13 protein-coding genes are annotated in these 15,795 nt (G+C 45.3%); 5 read left to right on the top strand and 8 right to left on the bottom strand.

Annotated elements, in window-relative coordinates; translation table 11 throughout:
• Positions 1-18: 18 nt before the first annotated feature.
• From F0232_RS22580 to F0232_RS22550, 7 genes are all read right to left on the bottom strand, one after another.
• Entirely contained in the window at positions 19-2,517 is a 2,499-nt protein-coding gene (locus F0232_RS22580; RefSeq protein WP_105057914.1) for an EAL domain-containing protein, read from the bottom strand.
• Between the two features lie 169 nt (positions 2,518-2,686).
• Positions 2,687-3,403: a 5-amino-6-(5-phospho-D-ribitylamino)uracil phosphatase YigB gene (gene yigB, locus F0232_RS22575; RefSeq protein WP_105057915.1), complete on the bottom strand. Its 717-nt coding sequence runs from the start codon at positions 3,401-3,403 to the stop codon at positions 2,687-2,689.
• A 15-nt stretch (positions 3,404-3,418) separates the two neighbouring features.
• Positions 3,419-4,351, bottom strand: a complete 933-nt coding sequence (gene xerC, locus F0232_RS22570; RefSeq protein ID WP_061034253.1) for a tyrosine recombinase XerC — start codon at positions 4,349-4,351, stop codon at positions 3,419-3,421.
• Complete coding sequence (locus F0232_RS22565; RefSeq protein WP_008221909.1) at positions 4,320-5,018, bottom strand: DUF484 family protein; 699 nt, start codon at positions 5,016-5,018, stop codon at positions 4,320-4,322. Before F0232_RS22565 ends, xerC begins: the two co-directional genes overlap by 32 nt.
• A gap of 45 nt (positions 5,019-5,063) precedes the next feature.
• Positions 5,064-5,894 (bottom strand): diaminopimelate epimerase, encoded by an 831-nt coding sequence (gene dapF / locus F0232_RS22560; RefSeq protein WP_008221911.1) that lies wholly within the window; start codon positions 5,892-5,894, stop codon positions 5,064-5,066.
• An 11-nt stretch (positions 5,895-5,905) separates the two neighbouring features.
• Positions 5,906-7,159, bottom strand: a complete 1,254-nt coding sequence (gene lysA, locus F0232_RS22555) for a diaminopimelate decarboxylase (protein ID WP_061034255.1) — start codon at positions 7,157-7,159, stop codon at positions 5,906-5,908.
• Between the two features lie 42 nt (positions 7,160-7,201).
• Positions 7,202-7,414: a lipoprotein gene (locus F0232_RS22550; RefSeq protein WP_017061011.1), complete on the bottom strand. Its 213-nt coding sequence runs from the start codon at positions 7,412-7,414 to the stop codon at positions 7,202-7,204.
• Here F0232_RS22550 and cyaY point away from each other — a divergent pair.
• Positions 7,394-7,708 carry an iron donor protein CyaY gene (cyaY, locus tag F0232_RS22545; RefSeq protein ID WP_008221918.1) on the top strand — a complete coding sequence of 105 codons (315 nt, stop codon included), beginning with the start codon at positions 7,394-7,396 and terminating at the stop codon, positions 7,706-7,708. The genes F0232_RS22550 and cyaY overlap by 21 nt on opposite strands.
• Positions 7,709-7,777: 69 nt before the next feature.
• Here cyaY and F0232_RS22540 read toward each other — a convergent pair whose 3' ends face one another.
• Complete coding sequence (locus tag F0232_RS22540) at positions 7,778-10,306, bottom strand: class I adenylate cyclase (protein WP_061034256.1); 2,529 nt, start codon at positions 10,304-10,306, stop codon at positions 7,778-7,780.
• Positions 10,307-10,650: 344 nt separating this feature from the next.
• On the opposite strand from F0232_RS22540, the gene hemC reads away from it, so the two are divergent.
• Genes hemC through F0232_RS22520 form a run of 4 tightly spaced genes read left to right on the top strand, consistent with a single transcriptional unit; the run spans position 10,651 to position 14,738 of the window.
• Positions 10,651-11,589 carry a hydroxymethylbilane synthase gene (gene hemC, locus F0232_RS22535; RefSeq protein WP_105057917.1) on the top strand — a complete coding sequence of 313 codons (939 nt, stop codon included), beginning with the start codon at positions 10,651-10,653 and terminating at the stop codon, positions 11,587-11,589.
• Between the two features lie 2 nt (positions 11,590-11,591).
• Positions 11,592-12,320, top strand: a complete 729-nt coding sequence (locus F0232_RS22530; RefSeq protein ID WP_061034257.1) for a uroporphyrinogen-III synthase — start codon at positions 11,592-11,594, stop codon at positions 12,318-12,320.
• A gap of 19 nt (positions 12,321-12,339) precedes the next feature.
• Positions 12,340-13,557, top strand: a complete 1,218-nt coding sequence (locus tag F0232_RS22525) for a uroporphyrinogen-III C-methyltransferase (RefSeq protein WP_105057918.1) — start codon at positions 12,340-12,342, stop codon at positions 13,555-13,557.
• Positions 13,557-14,738, top strand: coding sequence for a heme biosynthesis protein HemY (locus F0232_RS22520; protein ID WP_105057919.1), 1,182 nt, complete (start codon positions 13,557-13,559; stop codon positions 14,736-14,738). The genes F0232_RS22525 and F0232_RS22520 overlap by 1 nt, the downstream gene beginning before the upstream one ends.
• The last annotated feature ends 1,057 nt before the right edge of the window (positions 14,739-15,795 follow it).

Raw genomic sequence — 15,795 nt, 5'->3', positions numbered from 1 at the left:
GCTTACTCGCTTTAATAACTAAAACAGTCGCTTAGGCTCACCGAAGTAATAACCTTGTAGATAATCGACACCCATCTGTTCGGCTATCTCACAAACCTGTTGATTGTGAACAAACTCAGCGACCGTTTTGGCATTAAACACTTGGCACAATCGCACCAGCTGAGAAGCAATGTTTCTCTGCTTCTGGTCTTTGTCTATGTTACGAATCAAGCTGCCGTCGAGCTTAATAATCTGTGGCTCCAGCTTGATGATCTCATCAATGTTGGAGTAACCAGAGCCAAAATCGTCCACGATGATTCTTGCTCCTAGCGAGCGGAAGTGGTCACACACCTCAATCATACGGCCATAATCTTTGATCTGCTCAGATTCGAGCACCTCGAGCCCAAGTCGAGTGGGATCGTTCATTCCACTAATCGCAGTCTCAAGTACCTCCAGTGTCTTATCACTTAGGAGATCTTGCGGAGAAAGGTTGATGGAGAACGGACTCTGCTTATCTGCCATATAGCCGATGGTGTTCTTAATCATGTGGCGACTAAGACGTGTATAAAGATGGGTGTCGGCAATCATAGGCAAGAACTTACCTGGTGGCACAATCGTCCCATCAGACTCCATGATTCTCACCAAGCACTCTTGACCAATCATTTCGTGCGTCCCCGCCTCCACAATCGGCTGTGAGTAAGTAATGATGTTCTGATCCAAAATCGCTCGGCTTACGCAGCTCAACCAACCGAGCTGCTCTTTACGATCTTCTTCGCTCACCTGAATATCTTTGGCGTTGGTAATATGGGTATTGTTACGCACGCCATAACGTCGAGCTTCAATCGCTTTCAGCAAGATTTCATCACCGCTGTCAGTCAAGAAGTCACAACGACTGGCAAAACCACCACACAGAGACACCGACAAATAATCAATGTCGGTTAAGCCATACGGCTCAAAGTTAATGTGTTCGATATCATCCGCGAATTCAACGAAGCCTTCTTTTATACGCGCACTATCGACACTCGCATTAAAAATGATCGCCCATTCACCCACACCAATACTGAACAACTCAACCTTCACGTTCGGTTCTTTCACCACACGAAGCTGCAAGCGTTCAACAAAGTGATTGGAGAGATCAAGCAACAACTGGTCACCGACTTGATAACCATACTTCTCATTCACTTGATGGAAATTAGTAAGCTTCAGAGTTAGCAAGTGCTCACTAAAAAGAATCGTGTTGAGTCGCTCTTTCAAAACAATACGGTTAGGCAGCCCAGTACGAGAGTCGATACGATAACTCTCAGTTAAGCGGCGTGCCTGTTGATGAAGTTTCTTCTCCATCTGTGTGTTCATGCTATCAAGATCAGCCACTGCATTTCGTACCAAGTTAAGTAGCGGTGAAACCGTAGAGTCACACTTAAAGTCTTCACAACGAAACTCATTAATCTCGTCAGACTCTCTCATCGCGATATAAGTTAGGCTGTGGTGAAGAATGTCTTGACGCTCTTCTGTACGATAAAGCTCACCCATACAGTAAGCACCACACGTATTCACGATCCCTTCAAACGGCTTCAGCTCTAGTTTGCTATCGATAAACTCCAAGCGAGAAACACAGTTATAGATGATTACAGACTCAGGTTGATGCATGGCAAGCATCTCTGCACCATGGCGCACCTTTTCTGCAGTGAGTGACGGGTGGTTATAACAAAACTGAGCTTCTTCACCTATCTGCCAAGGACTATCAAATTCGATACTGCCATCATCATTGATGCGCAACGGTGTAGAAATGCCTTTCTTTCTGCCAAGCTCACGATAGAGCGGAAAGCTCATTAGTTGGCTAAAAGGGAGATCTTTGCCATCAGCCAGGTAGTGCTTGAACACCTCAATCGCTGGCTTATCATTCAGCGCATATAGGCGGTTCCCTACCGCATGAGTCACTCGTAGCTTCATCCCAATAGGGTTCCACTCAGAGTACGCGTCTGACCAAACCTTCAACCTCGGATTGGTCAAAGCGACCGCTACACACGCGTGTTGGTAGGTTTGTTCATTATGCATGACCCAACGCCCGTGCTCATTTTCGTGACACAATCCACCAGCCACAGGCAATGCGTAAGAGCTATTTTCAAAGGCGCCGTAAATAGGGTAGTCACGACCTTCAACCTGATCACACAGGCTGATGACGGTTTTGGTATCTTTCGAGAGATCGAGTTGAGAAGCGAGGGCTTGGCTATCTTGGTTTGGGTTACCAGTAAAAGGCTGCACCGCTGAGGTTAAACGAGTTTCGTTGAACTCACTAACAATCACTAAGGTACAGGTGCTCTCAAGACAGTTATCACAGATAACATGACGGGCACTCTGGCCGATCAGTGTCGCATGGCTTAGGTGCCCCAGTGCCACACTGGCAATTTGACGAGCTATATCAGGTGATTGAGTAGAGAAAAGTTGAATTAGGTATTGTTTGCTGTCACACCATTCGCGCTGAGCAAATTCGGATCTAAATTGCTCCTCTGTATTTGCGAGAAATGTATATGTTTGCATGCCAACCCTTGTTCAAATTCTAATGGAGTAGAGAACCCGCAACCACCGCTATGACTGAAATGAATCGTAAAAAGTAATCGCCAATTATCCTAGCCTAAACAGGCTGTTAATGGCGACTAATGTAACAATTCACTATCATAAATGCGACACAATAAGCTCGCAGTAGAAATTAAATTAGTCGCATAAGGTCACTGAGTTGATCTATTTCAACATCAGGAAGCACACTCGCCTTCGAAGAAAGGTATAAATTGGAACCAGTGTCATTAAACCAGCATGCTTGGAAGCCATTTTTCTTCGCTCCGTAGACATCAGTTCTCAGGTGATCCCCCACATGAAGAATGTTATTCGCATCAAAACCTAGGTATTGCTGCGCTTTATCAAACATGTCTGGGTAGGGTTTTGCTCTGCCGTCAGGGCCAGCTTTGAGGATTAACTGGAAGTATTGCCCAAGGCCAATTTTATAGGGGTCGACATTACCATTGGTTATCGCCACTAAAGGAACACGCTGGGTAAGTTCCGCCATGACGCGGTGTGTTTCTTGAGGGACATCGACTTGATTACGCAACCACAACGCGTACTCGATACCATCATGAGCCGCTTGTTCCGCTTGCTGCTGCGAGTAACCCAACTGCAGTAAACCAGTCTTAATCTGGGTTTCACGCCACAAGGTGACATCGTGCTTTAGCTGTGGGTTTTCCAATGCGACTTGTTGTTTTACAGCTTGCCACTCTTCCAAAGATAAAGAAGTAGACACAGGGTGCTCTTGAAAAAGCCACTGCGCCATCTCCTTCTCAACCTTCATGATCACAGGCCAGTTGTCGTATAGGGTGTCATCCAAGTCAAAGGTCATGGCTTTGATGGGCTGTAACCCTCGATAAATTCGCATAGTAAAACCTTTAATCTAATCTTTGTTCTTCTTACGAGCTCTGGGATGAGCCTGATCATAAGCTTGTGCTAAGTGTTGAAAATCCAAATGAGTGTACACTTGAGTAGTCGAAATGTTTTCATGACCCAGCAATTCTTGAACAGCACGTAGATTTTGGCTCGATTCAAGTACGTGGGTCGCAAAGGAGTGACGCAGTTTGTGCGGGCTAATATGGCTCGCTACAGATTGCTTCTTGCCCCACTCTTCCATACGTTTTTGCACACTGCGGTGTGAGATGCGTGTTCCCAGCTTGGAAACAAACAGCGCGTCCTCTCCCGGAGAAGCCAATTCACCGCGGACTCGCAGCCACTTATCGACCCACTCTTTGGCTAAGCCCGAAAATGGCGCCTTGCGCTCTTTGTCACCTTTACCGATGACTCGGATTTCTCCTTGGCGGCTCAGCACGTCTTTGAGGTTAATACCAACCAGTTCAGCAAGACGCAAGCCAGCACCGTACATCACCTCCATCATCGCTCGATCACGAATCGACAGCGGATCGTCTTCATTCACATCAAGCAACTGACCGACTTCATCTACATCGAGGTTTTTTGGTAACGGGCGCTGCTTACGAGGTGCAGAGACCCCTTTTGCAGGGTTTGCAGTGATTTCGCCACGTAAGACAAGAAAATCAAAGAAGCTACGCAGTGACGATAAGCGAGTCGCAATACTGCTTGCCTTCATTCCATCACGCATGCCTTTACTGGCAAGTTGTCTTACCCAAGCCGCATCGACTTGGCGCCAATCCTTTAGCCCCAGAGTGACTAAGTGTTCAGCCATGGTTTCAAGTTGTTGTTTGTAGTTTCGCTGGGTGTGTAGGCTGAGTCCCTTCTCGCTTCTTAGATATTCATAGAAGCGAGAAAGAGGCTTTTGAAGGCTATTAGGAAGAGGTGTTTTGGGCTCTAGGCTCATTATTTATCTGCCAAGGTAAGGTGTCCGCCAGATGAGACACAACAAGTGCTAAGTGGCGTAAAAAGAGCGTATCCATATGAGGTTGGAAATGCCCGCCATCTTCACTAGAAAAGGCGAGTAACCCCAATGGAGACTGCTTAGCGAGCGGTAGTACTACATAAGAGCCTAGCTCTGGAACCGGGAAATCACCAAACAAATCTTGTCTGTCAGCTTTTCTTAAGCGCCCAAGGTAGGCATCTTTGCCATTAAAGTGGTTGAGTGAAAACTTCGAGTAGCCCTCTTCGCTGAGCTGATAAAAACCCGTTTGCGAAAGGATTCGCAAATGAGCCTTCAACCCTAGGTCGAGTGCCTTTTGCTCAACCGCTTTAATCACCTGCATGAAGTCACTGCATTTCAGTACTTGCGCTTGCAGGTCCATAAACTCATAGAAGGTTTTATCGTTACTCGCCGCCAAAGACATCAAGCCAGTGATCTCTTCTTCTAGCTCTTCGATTCTCTGGCGTTGACGTTTAAGCTGAATCTCCACAAGAGAAACGGCACCCTGCTCAACGTTATTAATAGCAAGGCGATCCACCAAATCTTTTCGGTCTTGGAAAAAATCTGGGTTATCACGTAAATATTCCGCGACCACTTCTGCGGTGAGAGCGTCGGCTTCAACGTTAGACAAAACCTATCCTTTATTTTTTATGTATCTATCTGTTATATGTCGAAATCAGCAAGAAAGCTGGCCATCAAACACATGCGTAGCAGGGCCTGTCATATACAGAGGTTTACCCGGGCCTTGCCAACTAATGTGTAAGTCACCGCCCGGTAGACGAACTTTCACATTTTCAGCCAGTAAGCCTTGAGTGATACCCACTGCAACAGCACCACACGCACCGCTACCACAAGCCTGAGTTTCGCCCGCTCCACGTTCGTAAACACGTAGACGAACTTCTTCACGGTTAACCACCTGCATAAAACCAGCATTGACACGCTCAGGGAAACGCTCATGTGATTCAAGCAGTGGACCCAAGGTATCCACATCGGCCGTATCGACATCATCAACGACAGTGACCACATGCGGGTTGCCCATGCTGACCGCGCCACAGAATAAAGTATGTGCATCGGTTCTTAGGATGTAGGTCTTTTCAGGTTGCTTCGCTTTAAATGGGATCTTGCTTGGTTCGAACTCAGGAATGCCCATGTTCACGGTGATCAGGTCATTCTCTTCAATCTTGAGAACCATTTTACCTTTCTTGGTGCTGACGTTGATGCTGTACTTATTCGTTAAGCCTTTCATACGAACAAAGCGTGCAAAACAACGAGCACCATTACCACACTGCTCCACTTCACTGCCATCTGCATTAAATATGCGGTAATGGAAATCAGTTTCTGGATCATAGGGAGCCTCAACCACAAGTAGCTGGTCAAAGCCCACACCAGTGTGACGATCCGCCAAACGACGGATCAAATCTGGAGAAAAGAAAATATTTTGAGTAATGCAGTCCACGACCATGAAATCATTGCCCAAACCATGCATTTTAGAAAAGTGGAAGTGCATAACGCTTTAAATTACTCCGGAAGAATGTTTTCAAGTTCCCACAAGCTCGTAAGCTCTTCACGCTGACGAACCAAATGAGTTTTGTTGCCATCAACCATCACTTCAGCCGCACGCGAACGAGTGTTGTAGTTTGAAGACATGACAAAACCATAAGCACCAGCTGAGCGAACAGCAAGTAAATCGCCCTCTTCAAGCACTAGCTCACGATCTTTACCTAGGAAGTCACCTGTCTCACAGATAGGACCAACCAAGTCATAAGTCACAGCTTCACCCTGACGCGGGCTTACAGGAACGATGTCTTGCCAAGCTTGGTAAAGCGCTGGACGCATCAAATCGTTCATTGCAGCATCGATAATGGCAAAGTTCTTGTGTTCAGTTGGCTTGAGGAACTCAACTTTCGTTAATAGTACACCAGCGTTAGCAGCAATCGCTCTTCCAGGCTCGAAAATCAGCTCTAGATCAGAATGATTGTCTAGACGCGCCAATAGTGCTTTTGCGTAATCTGACGGTTGTGGTGGTAATTCATCACGATATACCACACCCAAACCACCACCAACATCAAGGTGCTTAATATTAATACCATCAGCACGTAGTTGGTCGATCAGAGCAAGCAAACGATCAGTCGCATCAATGAAAGGCTCGATGTCAGTTAATTGAGAACCGATGTGGCAATCAATACCATGGATAGACAAGTTCTCAAGTGTTTGTGCAAAAGCGTAAACGGCAGGCGCACGGTCGAAGGCAATACCAAATTTGTTATCACGCAGACCTGTCGAGATATAAGGGTGAGTGTTTGCATCAACGTCTGGGTTGATACGCAGTGAAATCGGCGCCTTAACACCAAGCTCACCAGCGACTTTATTCAGTCTCTCTAGCTCTGGCTCAGACTCTACGTTGAAACACTTAATGTTTAACTCAAGCGCACGTTTCATTTCAGCGGCTGTTTTGCCGACACCAGAGAACACAACTTTCGCCGGATCGCCACCTGCAGCCACAACACGCTCTAGCTCACCGCCAGAAACGATATCAAAGCCAGAACCTAATCGAGCTAGGGTATTCAATACGCCAAGGTTCGAGTTCGCCTTAACGGCATAGCATACCAAGTGTGGATGCTCACCAACCGATGAATCAAACGCATTCCAGTGGCGTTCTAATGTAGCACGAGAATATACATACAGCGGTGTACCATATTGCTCTGCGAGTTGTGAAAGTGCGACGTCCTCAGCCCAAAGCTGGCCATCTTCCTGATAGTTGAAGTAATCCAAAGTTCTTATCCCTTATAAATAACGATTTCTGCGTGTTTTCACTTATTGTGATTGTTCGGTCTGCTGAACTTCATCAGGATCGTACAAAGGACCCGTTTGACCACAACCAGAAAGTCCAATAACGGACATCATAAATAGAGCAGTAATTAATTTTTTCATTTTGCATATCGTGATTATTAACTCAATGCCCCCTATAATCGCACCACACTCAGGAAAAGCAATAGGATAGAAAGGATGAACGAGACTGAATTTCATCAGCTGGTCGATATACAGATGCAAAACATCGAAGAAGCTATCGATGAATCAGAGGCAGATATTGATTACGAAGTGACGGGCAACGTGATGACGCTGGAGTTTGAGAACCGCAGCCAAATCATCATTAACCGCCAAGAACCAATGAAAGAAATCTGGTTAGCGTCTAAATCTGGTGGCTTTCACTTCAAGCTAGTTGACGACAAGTGGACATGTTCAAAGACGGGCATGGAGCTGTTTGAGATGGTTAAAGAAGAATGCGTGAAGCACGCAGGTGAAGATATCGACTGGGTCTAACACTGATAAGCAAAACAAAAAAAGGAGTGATTCAATCACTCCTTTTTAATATCTATCTGTCGAAATCAACTAGATGTTAACTATCTTTGAGCTCCGAGAAGCTAAAGTGGCATCATTACGATAAGGCACAACATAAGAGTTGCCCTCTTCTGGATGAACGATTTGGTAGTACTGAGGTAAGTTAAAGTTAATCAACTTTGACGACATCTTCGACTCATCTTTTACCGACGTGTAGAAAGAGTTTACGCTCGCGATCATCTCATCTTTTTCACCGCTGTACTGGTGATACACCTCAACCTGATTCGATTCGTCCAATACATAGATATTGAAACCTTTATCGGTATCTTCAAAGAAGAACTGAATTAAGCCCTCACTCGCAAAACCATCCACCACTTCTGGCAGTTGATACTCCTGCTCTTTATCGAGCATCAGTAAAGGAGAACCCTTCAACTTATTAGTTGAGATACTACGATAGAAGTCGACTGAGTTTTCCAACATCTGTACCGATACACCACGACGCTCGAAGAACAGACCAAACATCTTATTAGCTAAACGAATAGCCTTAAAGCGACGGCGTTTCTCTGGTTCAATCGGCTTTAATCGTAAATCGATACACTCAGCAAGCAGTTGATACACCATATTACGCATCACACCACGCAGGTTTTTGCTGTAACAGAACACATCAACCGACTCTGGCGGCAACGCATCTTGGTGCATTTTACCAAGTACCGTCTTAAGGGCATCCAACATTGCTGTATCACCTTGGAAATGCAGCGTACGTACTTCATGCCAAGAGTTACGATAAACCAGATCGACACTGCCGACTAAACTCTTACCTTCTTCACCAAAACTAAAGATATCGGCGTTCTTCAGATCGACCTTCAAAGCACGACCGCTTAATTCAGAAGTCGGATCGTTTTCAAAGTTGATGAACATCGCCAGCTGGCTGATCTCACACGGACTCGCCAGTGCTTGCATACTCGGACGGCGTTTACGTAAAGAGAAGGTATTACGTAGGTCACTCACCATTTGATAGAACTTATCGATATCAATGTGGGCGTCACGAACCACAGAATGCAAACGTGTCGATTCAGTAATCAAACCATTAAAGAATGACCATGCAACCAGCTTACTCAAGTACTCATGGTGCTCGAGCGAAGGCTGACCAAGAATGCGGTGCGCAATCAGTGGCTGTTTGTACAAGTACCAACCCGCTTTATTCGATTGCCCTTGGCGAACCTCTATAAAGCTCAAGTCAGGTTCATGCAGATCCGGAGAGATTTGCGGATTCAGTAGCGTCACTTTGCCAGGCAACACCTCAAACGCAGCATAAAGCTTACGTGCCAAGATACTGATATCTTGTGGACTGATTGCCGAAGTGATGTCATTACGACGTGCAAATTGAATCAGGTTACGATAGCTCAGCATCAAGGCATCAAGCAGTGCGTGGTGCACCACTTTCACCTGCTCAACCTTCCAGTTACGTCGGTTATCGAGCTCAGCAATGGTTTCCTGTCCCCAATTCCAAGACTTAGTCATCTCGGTTAGGGCTTCACGACGCCATGCTACAGAACCGATACCTGCTTCACGCGACAACTTCTCGTGGGTCTTAAGGTAGAAACAGCGTCTCACCAAATCCAAACGAGTGTGGTCGTTAATACGCTCTAGGTAGCGAGTTACCTTTTCTAGCATCAGATAGTAGCTATCCATGCCATACAGATCCGGTTCATCCGCAAAAAAGCGACGCTTGGTATCGATACTCAAGAGTTGGGTGTTTGGGTATTCCCATGAATAGGCTTCTAGCAAGATCGCCTTTAACACCGATTTATACGGTGAGTCGATACTCTTATAGAGCTGCCACAAGTTAGAACCAAAGTACTCTTCTGCAGGAATGCGATTCAGCTTACCGAAATCAATCCACTGCGAACAATCAAGATAGCCATCCTGACACAAGCCTTGAACATATTCGTCATAGCACTCTTCCATTTCTGGCGGAATGATTTGCCACAACAAACGTTGACCAGCCAAGCGAACCGCTGAGCGATAGAACTCATCAAGCAGTAATAAGTGCTGTGAAGAACCACAGTTATCACCGGTCATCTCTTCTGAATGGTTCGAACGGAAACGCTCTTCATCCATTAAGAAGAAGTTAGCTTCAACGCCTAAGGTTTCAGCCCAGTCGGTAATCAACAGACATTTATTGGTAAGGCTATCGCGAGCTGGGCCGTCCATATCCGGAGATACACACACCCAGATATCGAGGTCGCTTGACGTGCTTTGACCAATAGAAGAGGTACTGCCCATGGTGTAAAGGCCAAGAATTGCGGGCTCCGCAGACTCGGTTAGCTTGCCACCTAAAGTAAGTTCAGTATCAGAGACAAATTGCTTTTGGAATTCATTAAGCGTGAAGCTACGAATTCCAAAAGGAACTTGTTGATCATAATAACCAGGCATCATTGGATGATTGAAGTGAAGTAGTGCGGGAATAAGATTGAAAACTCGTTGACCTTGCACATTCATCAACGCCAACGCACGATCAATGCGCTGTTGATTTAGATTGTCTAATCGTTGAATCAATGTTTGAGTGTAAGCCTGCAAGGTAAGTCCTTGGTTTGAGATTAAATGCACTTCTGTTTAGTTACTGAACGAAAGCAGCAACAAAACGTGATCAATTTAACACTTTTACCCCTAATGGTAAAGCAAAGGAAGCCGCCAGACCGGCTAATTCCTTAATGACAAAAAGTTAAACTCACGGCGCCGTAGTGTCCTCTTTATTGACTATTTCTAATAATAGCCCATGTTTCAAATGAGATACCAATCACACTATTTTGGTGAACTTATGAAAATCTCTCAGCTATCAAAGCATGGAATGATCAAACAGTAAGAATTTTCGCCTCACAATGGTAGGATTAGGCTATTACAGAACCTATATCGGAAACACCATGACAAATTCAACACCAATCCGTATCGCAACCAGAAAAAGCCCTCTTGCCCTTTGGCAGGCATACTTTGTAAGGGATGCTCTTCAAGCTGCTCACCCTGGTTTAGAGGTTGAGTTGGTAACTATGGTGACCAAAGGTGACATCATCCTAGATACACCGCTTGCCAAAGTGGGTGGTAAAGGTCTGTTCGTAAAAGAACTTGAAGTGGCAATGCTAGAAGGTCGTGCTGACCTTGCAGTTCACTCAATGAAAGATGTACCTGTCGACTTTCCTGAAGGCCTAGGTCTAGTGACGATTTGTGAACGTGAAGATCCTCGTGACGCATTCGTATCAAACACATACAACAACATTGATGAACTACCACAAGGTGCTGTCGTAGGTACATGTAGCCTGCGTCGTCAGTGTCAGCTTCTAGAATACCGCCCTGATTTGATCATCAAAGAGCTGCGCGGCAATGTTGGCACTCGTCTGGGTAAACTCGATGACGGCCAATACGATGCTATCGTTCTGGCAGCAGCAGGCCTTAAGCGTCTGGAACTAGAAGAGCGTATCCGTAGCTTTATCGAACCAGAGCAATCTCTACCAGCAGTAGGCCAAGGCGCTGTAGGTATCGAGTGTCGTCTTGATGATGAGCGTCTGATTAAACTTCTTGAGCCACTGAACCACCAAGACACAGCAGACCGCGTACTTTGCGAACGTGCAATGAACCTGACTCTGGAGGGTGGTTGCCAGGTGCCTATCGGTAGCTACTCACTATTAGATGGCGACAACATCTGGCTACGTGCACTTGTAGGTGAACCTGATGGTTCTAAGATGGTTCGCGGTGAGATCTCCGGCCCTCGTAAAGATGCTGAAGCACTTGGCGTTACTCTGGCTAATCAACTGCTGGATGACGGTGCGAGAGAAATCTTAACCAAGCTATACGCAGACCAAGAATAATCATGACTGTGTTGGTAACTCGTCCCGGTGTAGAGGGACAATCGCTTTGCCAACAACTAGCGGATGAAGGGGTTCAAGCGATCCATCATCCGCTTATTCGTATCATTGATAATCCAGACACAGCCAACTTAAGCGTCCGGCTCAACAACAGCGATATCATCATCGCTGTCAGCCATCATGCCGTGACCGCGGCTCAAAATATCCTTTCTAAAACTTCGTCCGTTTGGCCTACTTCGCCGCTTTATCTTGGCGTTGGTCAAAAAACTGCGCACGTTTTAAGCAAAGTCTGTAAACAAAAAGTAAACTATCCTCAAGTTAGTGATAGTGAACATCTTCTTAAACTTGCTGAACTGAGAGACGTAAATAACAAATCCATTTTGATACTACGTGGGAATGGTGGGCGAGAGCTCATTCGAGATTCTTTGCTCAACCTAGGTGCACAAGTCTCTTATTGTGAGACCTACCGTAGAGAATATATTCCAATAAACGATCACAATACCTATCAAACATGGATAAACAAAAAAACGTCCAAAGTAGTCGTCACAAGTCAGGAACAACTGGAGTATCTGTGCTCCATTACCCCTGGTGAGTATTCTGCTTGGCTTTCAACGAGACATTTGTTTGTTCCAAGCAAGCGCATAGCACAACGAGCACAACAGCTCGGCTTCTCTAACGTTACGAATACTCAAAGTGCTGCGAACCAAATATTACTGGCTGCTCTCCAGCCCTAGCTAGAAACAGGAAATAAGCATGACAAGCAAAAAAAATAATGAGCATATTGAACCTGAACAGAACCAAGATACTCAGCCAGTAGCGACCAAAGACGAAAGCGCTGAATCAAAAGAAGCTGAGTCAAAGCTTGAGGCCCCAGCACCGAATACGACTCACACTGAGCAGACTCAAGCCGACCACAAAGAACAAATTGAGAAAGCAGAAAAGCAAGGCAAGCGCGGTGTGAAATTCGGCGCTATCGCTATCGCAATTTCTATTATCTTCAGCGGTGGTATTGCCTTCCAAATGCAGCAAAAGAGTGCTGAATATTCAGATCAAATCGCAGCACTTCAAGCCCAGCTACAAAATACCCAATCTGCTGTAAATAAAGACCTGCAAGCCATCAAACAAGAGACCATCCAAGAAGCATCACATGCGGTAGAGAAAACTCAGGTTGTACAATCTCAACAACAAAAGAGCATTCAAAGCCTGCAACTAGCGGTAGCTGATGTCAAAGGTCGTCGTCCGAATGACTGGCTGCTTGCTGAAGCCGATTACCTAGTAAAACTTGCTGGCCGCAAACTATTCCTTGAGCATGATGCTGTTAGCGCAACCAAACTTATGGAAAGTGCCGATCAGCGTATCGCCGCACTCAACGATCCAAGCCTAGTATCTCTGCGCCAGTCTATGACTAACGACATCACTAAGCTTCGCACTATTCCTCTGATCGACCGCGATGGTTTGGTGCTACGTATCACAAGCCTTCAGCAACAAGTCGATAAGCTACCTCTAGCGAATGCGATTCTTCCTGAGGCTGAAATCGTCGAGAAAAAAGCCGTATCTCAAGACATTAATGACTGGCAAAGCAACCTGATGACGTCGATGAAAGACTTCTCAGAAAACTTTATCACTTTCCGTAGTCGAGATGGCGAGGTTATCCCTCTACTATCACCAGAACAGCACTTCTACCTGCGTGAAAACATCAAGGGTAAACTGGAAACTGCAATTCGTGCAGTCTACAAAGAGCAAGGTGAAGTTTATAGCGCAGCTCTAAAGACAGCTAACGAGTGGTCTAAGTCATACCTAAACCAAGATAACAACTCAGTCATCGAATTCGAGAAGGCAATCAAGCAATTAAGCGAACAGAACATCACTGTTAAATACCCTGTGAAGCTTGAGTCTCAGAATCAGTTATCTGATGTGATTCGTGAACGTCTACGCCGTGAGGTGACGGTAATGACCTCGGAGGAGAAATAATGATTCGTTTGATTTTTCTTTTCCTTGTACTCGGTGCAGGTCTGTTTGTCGGCACTCAGTTTTCAGGTCAACAAGGTTATGTGCTGATCTCAATTGCCAACAAGACGATTGAGATGAGTGTGACAACAATGGCTATCTTTGTGATTGTCCTTTTGGCTGCACTGTTTGGCTTAGAGTACCTATTTAAGAAGCTTATTTACGCTAGCTCAACAACTTGGAACTGGTTCAGTGTTCGTAAACTTAAGCGCTCTCGCCGTTATACCAATGAAGGCATAATCAAGCTTCTTGAAGGTGACTGGAAAGGTGCTGAGAAGAAAGTGACACGTTGGGCAAATCACCACGACATGCCTCTGCTTTGTTACCTAGTGGCCTCTCAAGCAGCGCATGAGCAGGGCAATACCGCTGAACGCGATAAATACATCGAACTGGCTAGCCAACAAGACGATTCTCTATTGGCCGTTGAGCTAACTAAAGCCAAACAACAGATCAGCGAATCAAACTACGAAGCCGCTTTCGATACGCTTTCAAATCTTAAAGGTTCACACCCGAACAACACTGCAGTCCTGGGCTTACTAAAAGCGACCTACATGCAGCTTAAGTTATGGCAACCATTGCTGGAACTAACGCCTAAGCTCGCTAAGAACAAGCTCCTAACAGCAGATGAGCAGCGTGAACTAGAGCAGAAAGCACAATGTGGTTTGCTTCACGATGTGGCACAACAACAAGGCAGCGAAGGCTTAATCAGTCACTGGAACAAGCTTTCAAGAAAACAAAAGCAAAGCTCACACCTTGTCTCTTGTTTCGTAAAACAACTGATCGCACGTAAAGCCGATGCAGAAGCTTTCACAGTTATCAAAGAGAACATTGCTAAAACAGGTTCGAACGAGCTCTACATGCTACTTCCAGAGCTGAATCTTGCTGATCACCATCCAGTGGTTGTTATGCTAGAGCGCGCTATCAACAAAGATAACAATAACGCAGAAGCACACAGTGCATTAGCTCAGTTCTATCTAAGAGAACAAAAATGGGCAGAAGCGCAAAGCCATTTCGAAAAAGCACTAGCACTTCGCTCTAATGTTTCAGATTACGGATATCTATCTGATGCACTAGAGAAGCAGAACTTAACCAAAGCAGCCCACGAGGTATCTCGTAAGGCACTCGCTCTAGTTCAACCAGCTTAAATCTCGCTGTATAAATAAGAAGCCGATGCCCAGCATCGGCTTCTTATTTATCTATAAATTACCTCTCAACAAGCCCTACCTCCACAGTCTCCCACCACAGAGCAAAGTCATCTAGACCAATCACATAACCAAAATCAAAGAGGGTTAAGAAATAGCACTAAAATGCAGCCCCTCACTAACGCTTAGCGAAGCATTAATGCCAATTCTAACAAGAGCATCAAAATAAGACCCTCCCCCTTTAGACACGATTAGAGGAATGAAATATCCACGATAGACTACCAGTCACATCTTCCATTGTAGGGGAGATCATGTAGCGTCCAACCTCTGAACCTGTTTGTTACCAGAAACTACCAAGGTAAAGTCACTGTTGAGGTTAGGACTTTCATATCACGCTAGACTGAAGAAGTAATTGAAAATAAGTAACCTTATAAGACATTGCCAGAGCGATGAGAGTCTAAGACCTCGTGATCAGTAGCGTAATAATTAGGGGAACGGACATAACCTTTTCGGGAAGGTTTCGACCGCAGCACGTGACACTATGTTTCAGATAGAAGAAAGCCCGCTATTTCTAGCGAAGCTTCTTGATAAAAATCGTAATGACTAGCTTGTAAGAGAGAGGAGAGCGTTAGTCAAAGAGCAAATTGTCGAACCCCACAAAGCACACGACTCTACTCGTAAGACTAGACCTTCAGATAAGTTATGGAATGTGGGGAGGGTTCTGGGTTGTGGACAAATCTTTTGCTTACTCTATCGACTGAAGAGTGACCACAGTAACTCAAATGCAATAAAGCCCAAGCAGTTATACTTGGGCTTAGCATAGTGGTGGAATTGCTGAGCTGGTATTCCATCGGACTCGTACATAAACCGGACTCATTGGTAGAAGACCAAATTATCGCACTCTAGAAACGACGAAAGCCTAGTCGTAAGACTAGGCTTTCTAAAAGGTTTGATGCAGTTGAGTTGTCATTCTATCTATTCGCCAATTGATTACTGAATATACATTTTTGATAGATGTAAAAAAGCCCTGCTATTTCTAGCAGGGCTTCTCTAATAAGTG

Origin of the sequence: Vibrio sp. T3Y01 (assembly GCF_013114525.1) — a bacterium.
In the GTDB taxonomy this organism is placed as follows: Bacteria; Pseudomonadota; Gammaproteobacteria; order Enterobacterales; family Vibrionaceae; genus Vibrio; species Vibrio chagasii_B.
This window is presented reverse-complemented; position numbering and strand designations above follow the sequence as displayed.

Coding starts and splice junctions, on each gene's coding strand:
- hemC (WP_105057917.1), top strand. CDS start 10,651: ATGACAAATTCAACACCAATCCGTATCGCAACCAGAAAAAGCCCTCTT.
- F0232_RS22580 (WP_105057914.1), bottom strand. CDS start 2,517: ATGCAAACATATACATTTCTCGCAAATACAGAGGAGCAATTTAGATCC.
- F0232_RS22525 (WP_105057918.1), top strand. CDS start 12,340: ATGACAAGCAAAAAAAATAATGAGCATATTGAACCTGAACAGAACCAA.
- yigB (WP_105057915.1), bottom strand. CDS start 3,403: ATGCGAATTTATCGAGGGTTACAGCCCATCAAAGCCATGACCTTTGAC.
- F0232_RS22550 (WP_017061011.1), bottom strand. CDS start 7,414: ATGAAATTCAGTCTCGTTCATCCTTTCTATCCTATTGCTTTTCCTGAG.
- cyaY (WP_008221918.1), top strand. CDS start 7,394: ATGAACGAGACTGAATTTCATCAGCTGGTCGATATACAGATGCAAAAC.
- xerC (WP_061034253.1), bottom strand. CDS start 4,351: ATGAGCCTAGAGCCCAAAACACCTCTTCCTAATAGCCTTCAAAAGCCT.
- F0232_RS22520 (WP_105057919.1), top strand. CDS start 13,557: ATGATTCGTTTGATTTTTCTTTTCCTTGTACTCGGTGCAGGTCTGTTT.
- dapF (WP_008221911.1), bottom strand. CDS start 5,894: ATGCACTTCCACTTTTCTAAAATGCATGGTTTGGGCAATGATTTCATG.
- F0232_RS22530 (WP_061034257.1), top strand. CDS start 11,592: ATGACTGTGTTGGTAACTCGTCCCGGTGTAGAGGGACAATCGCTTTGC.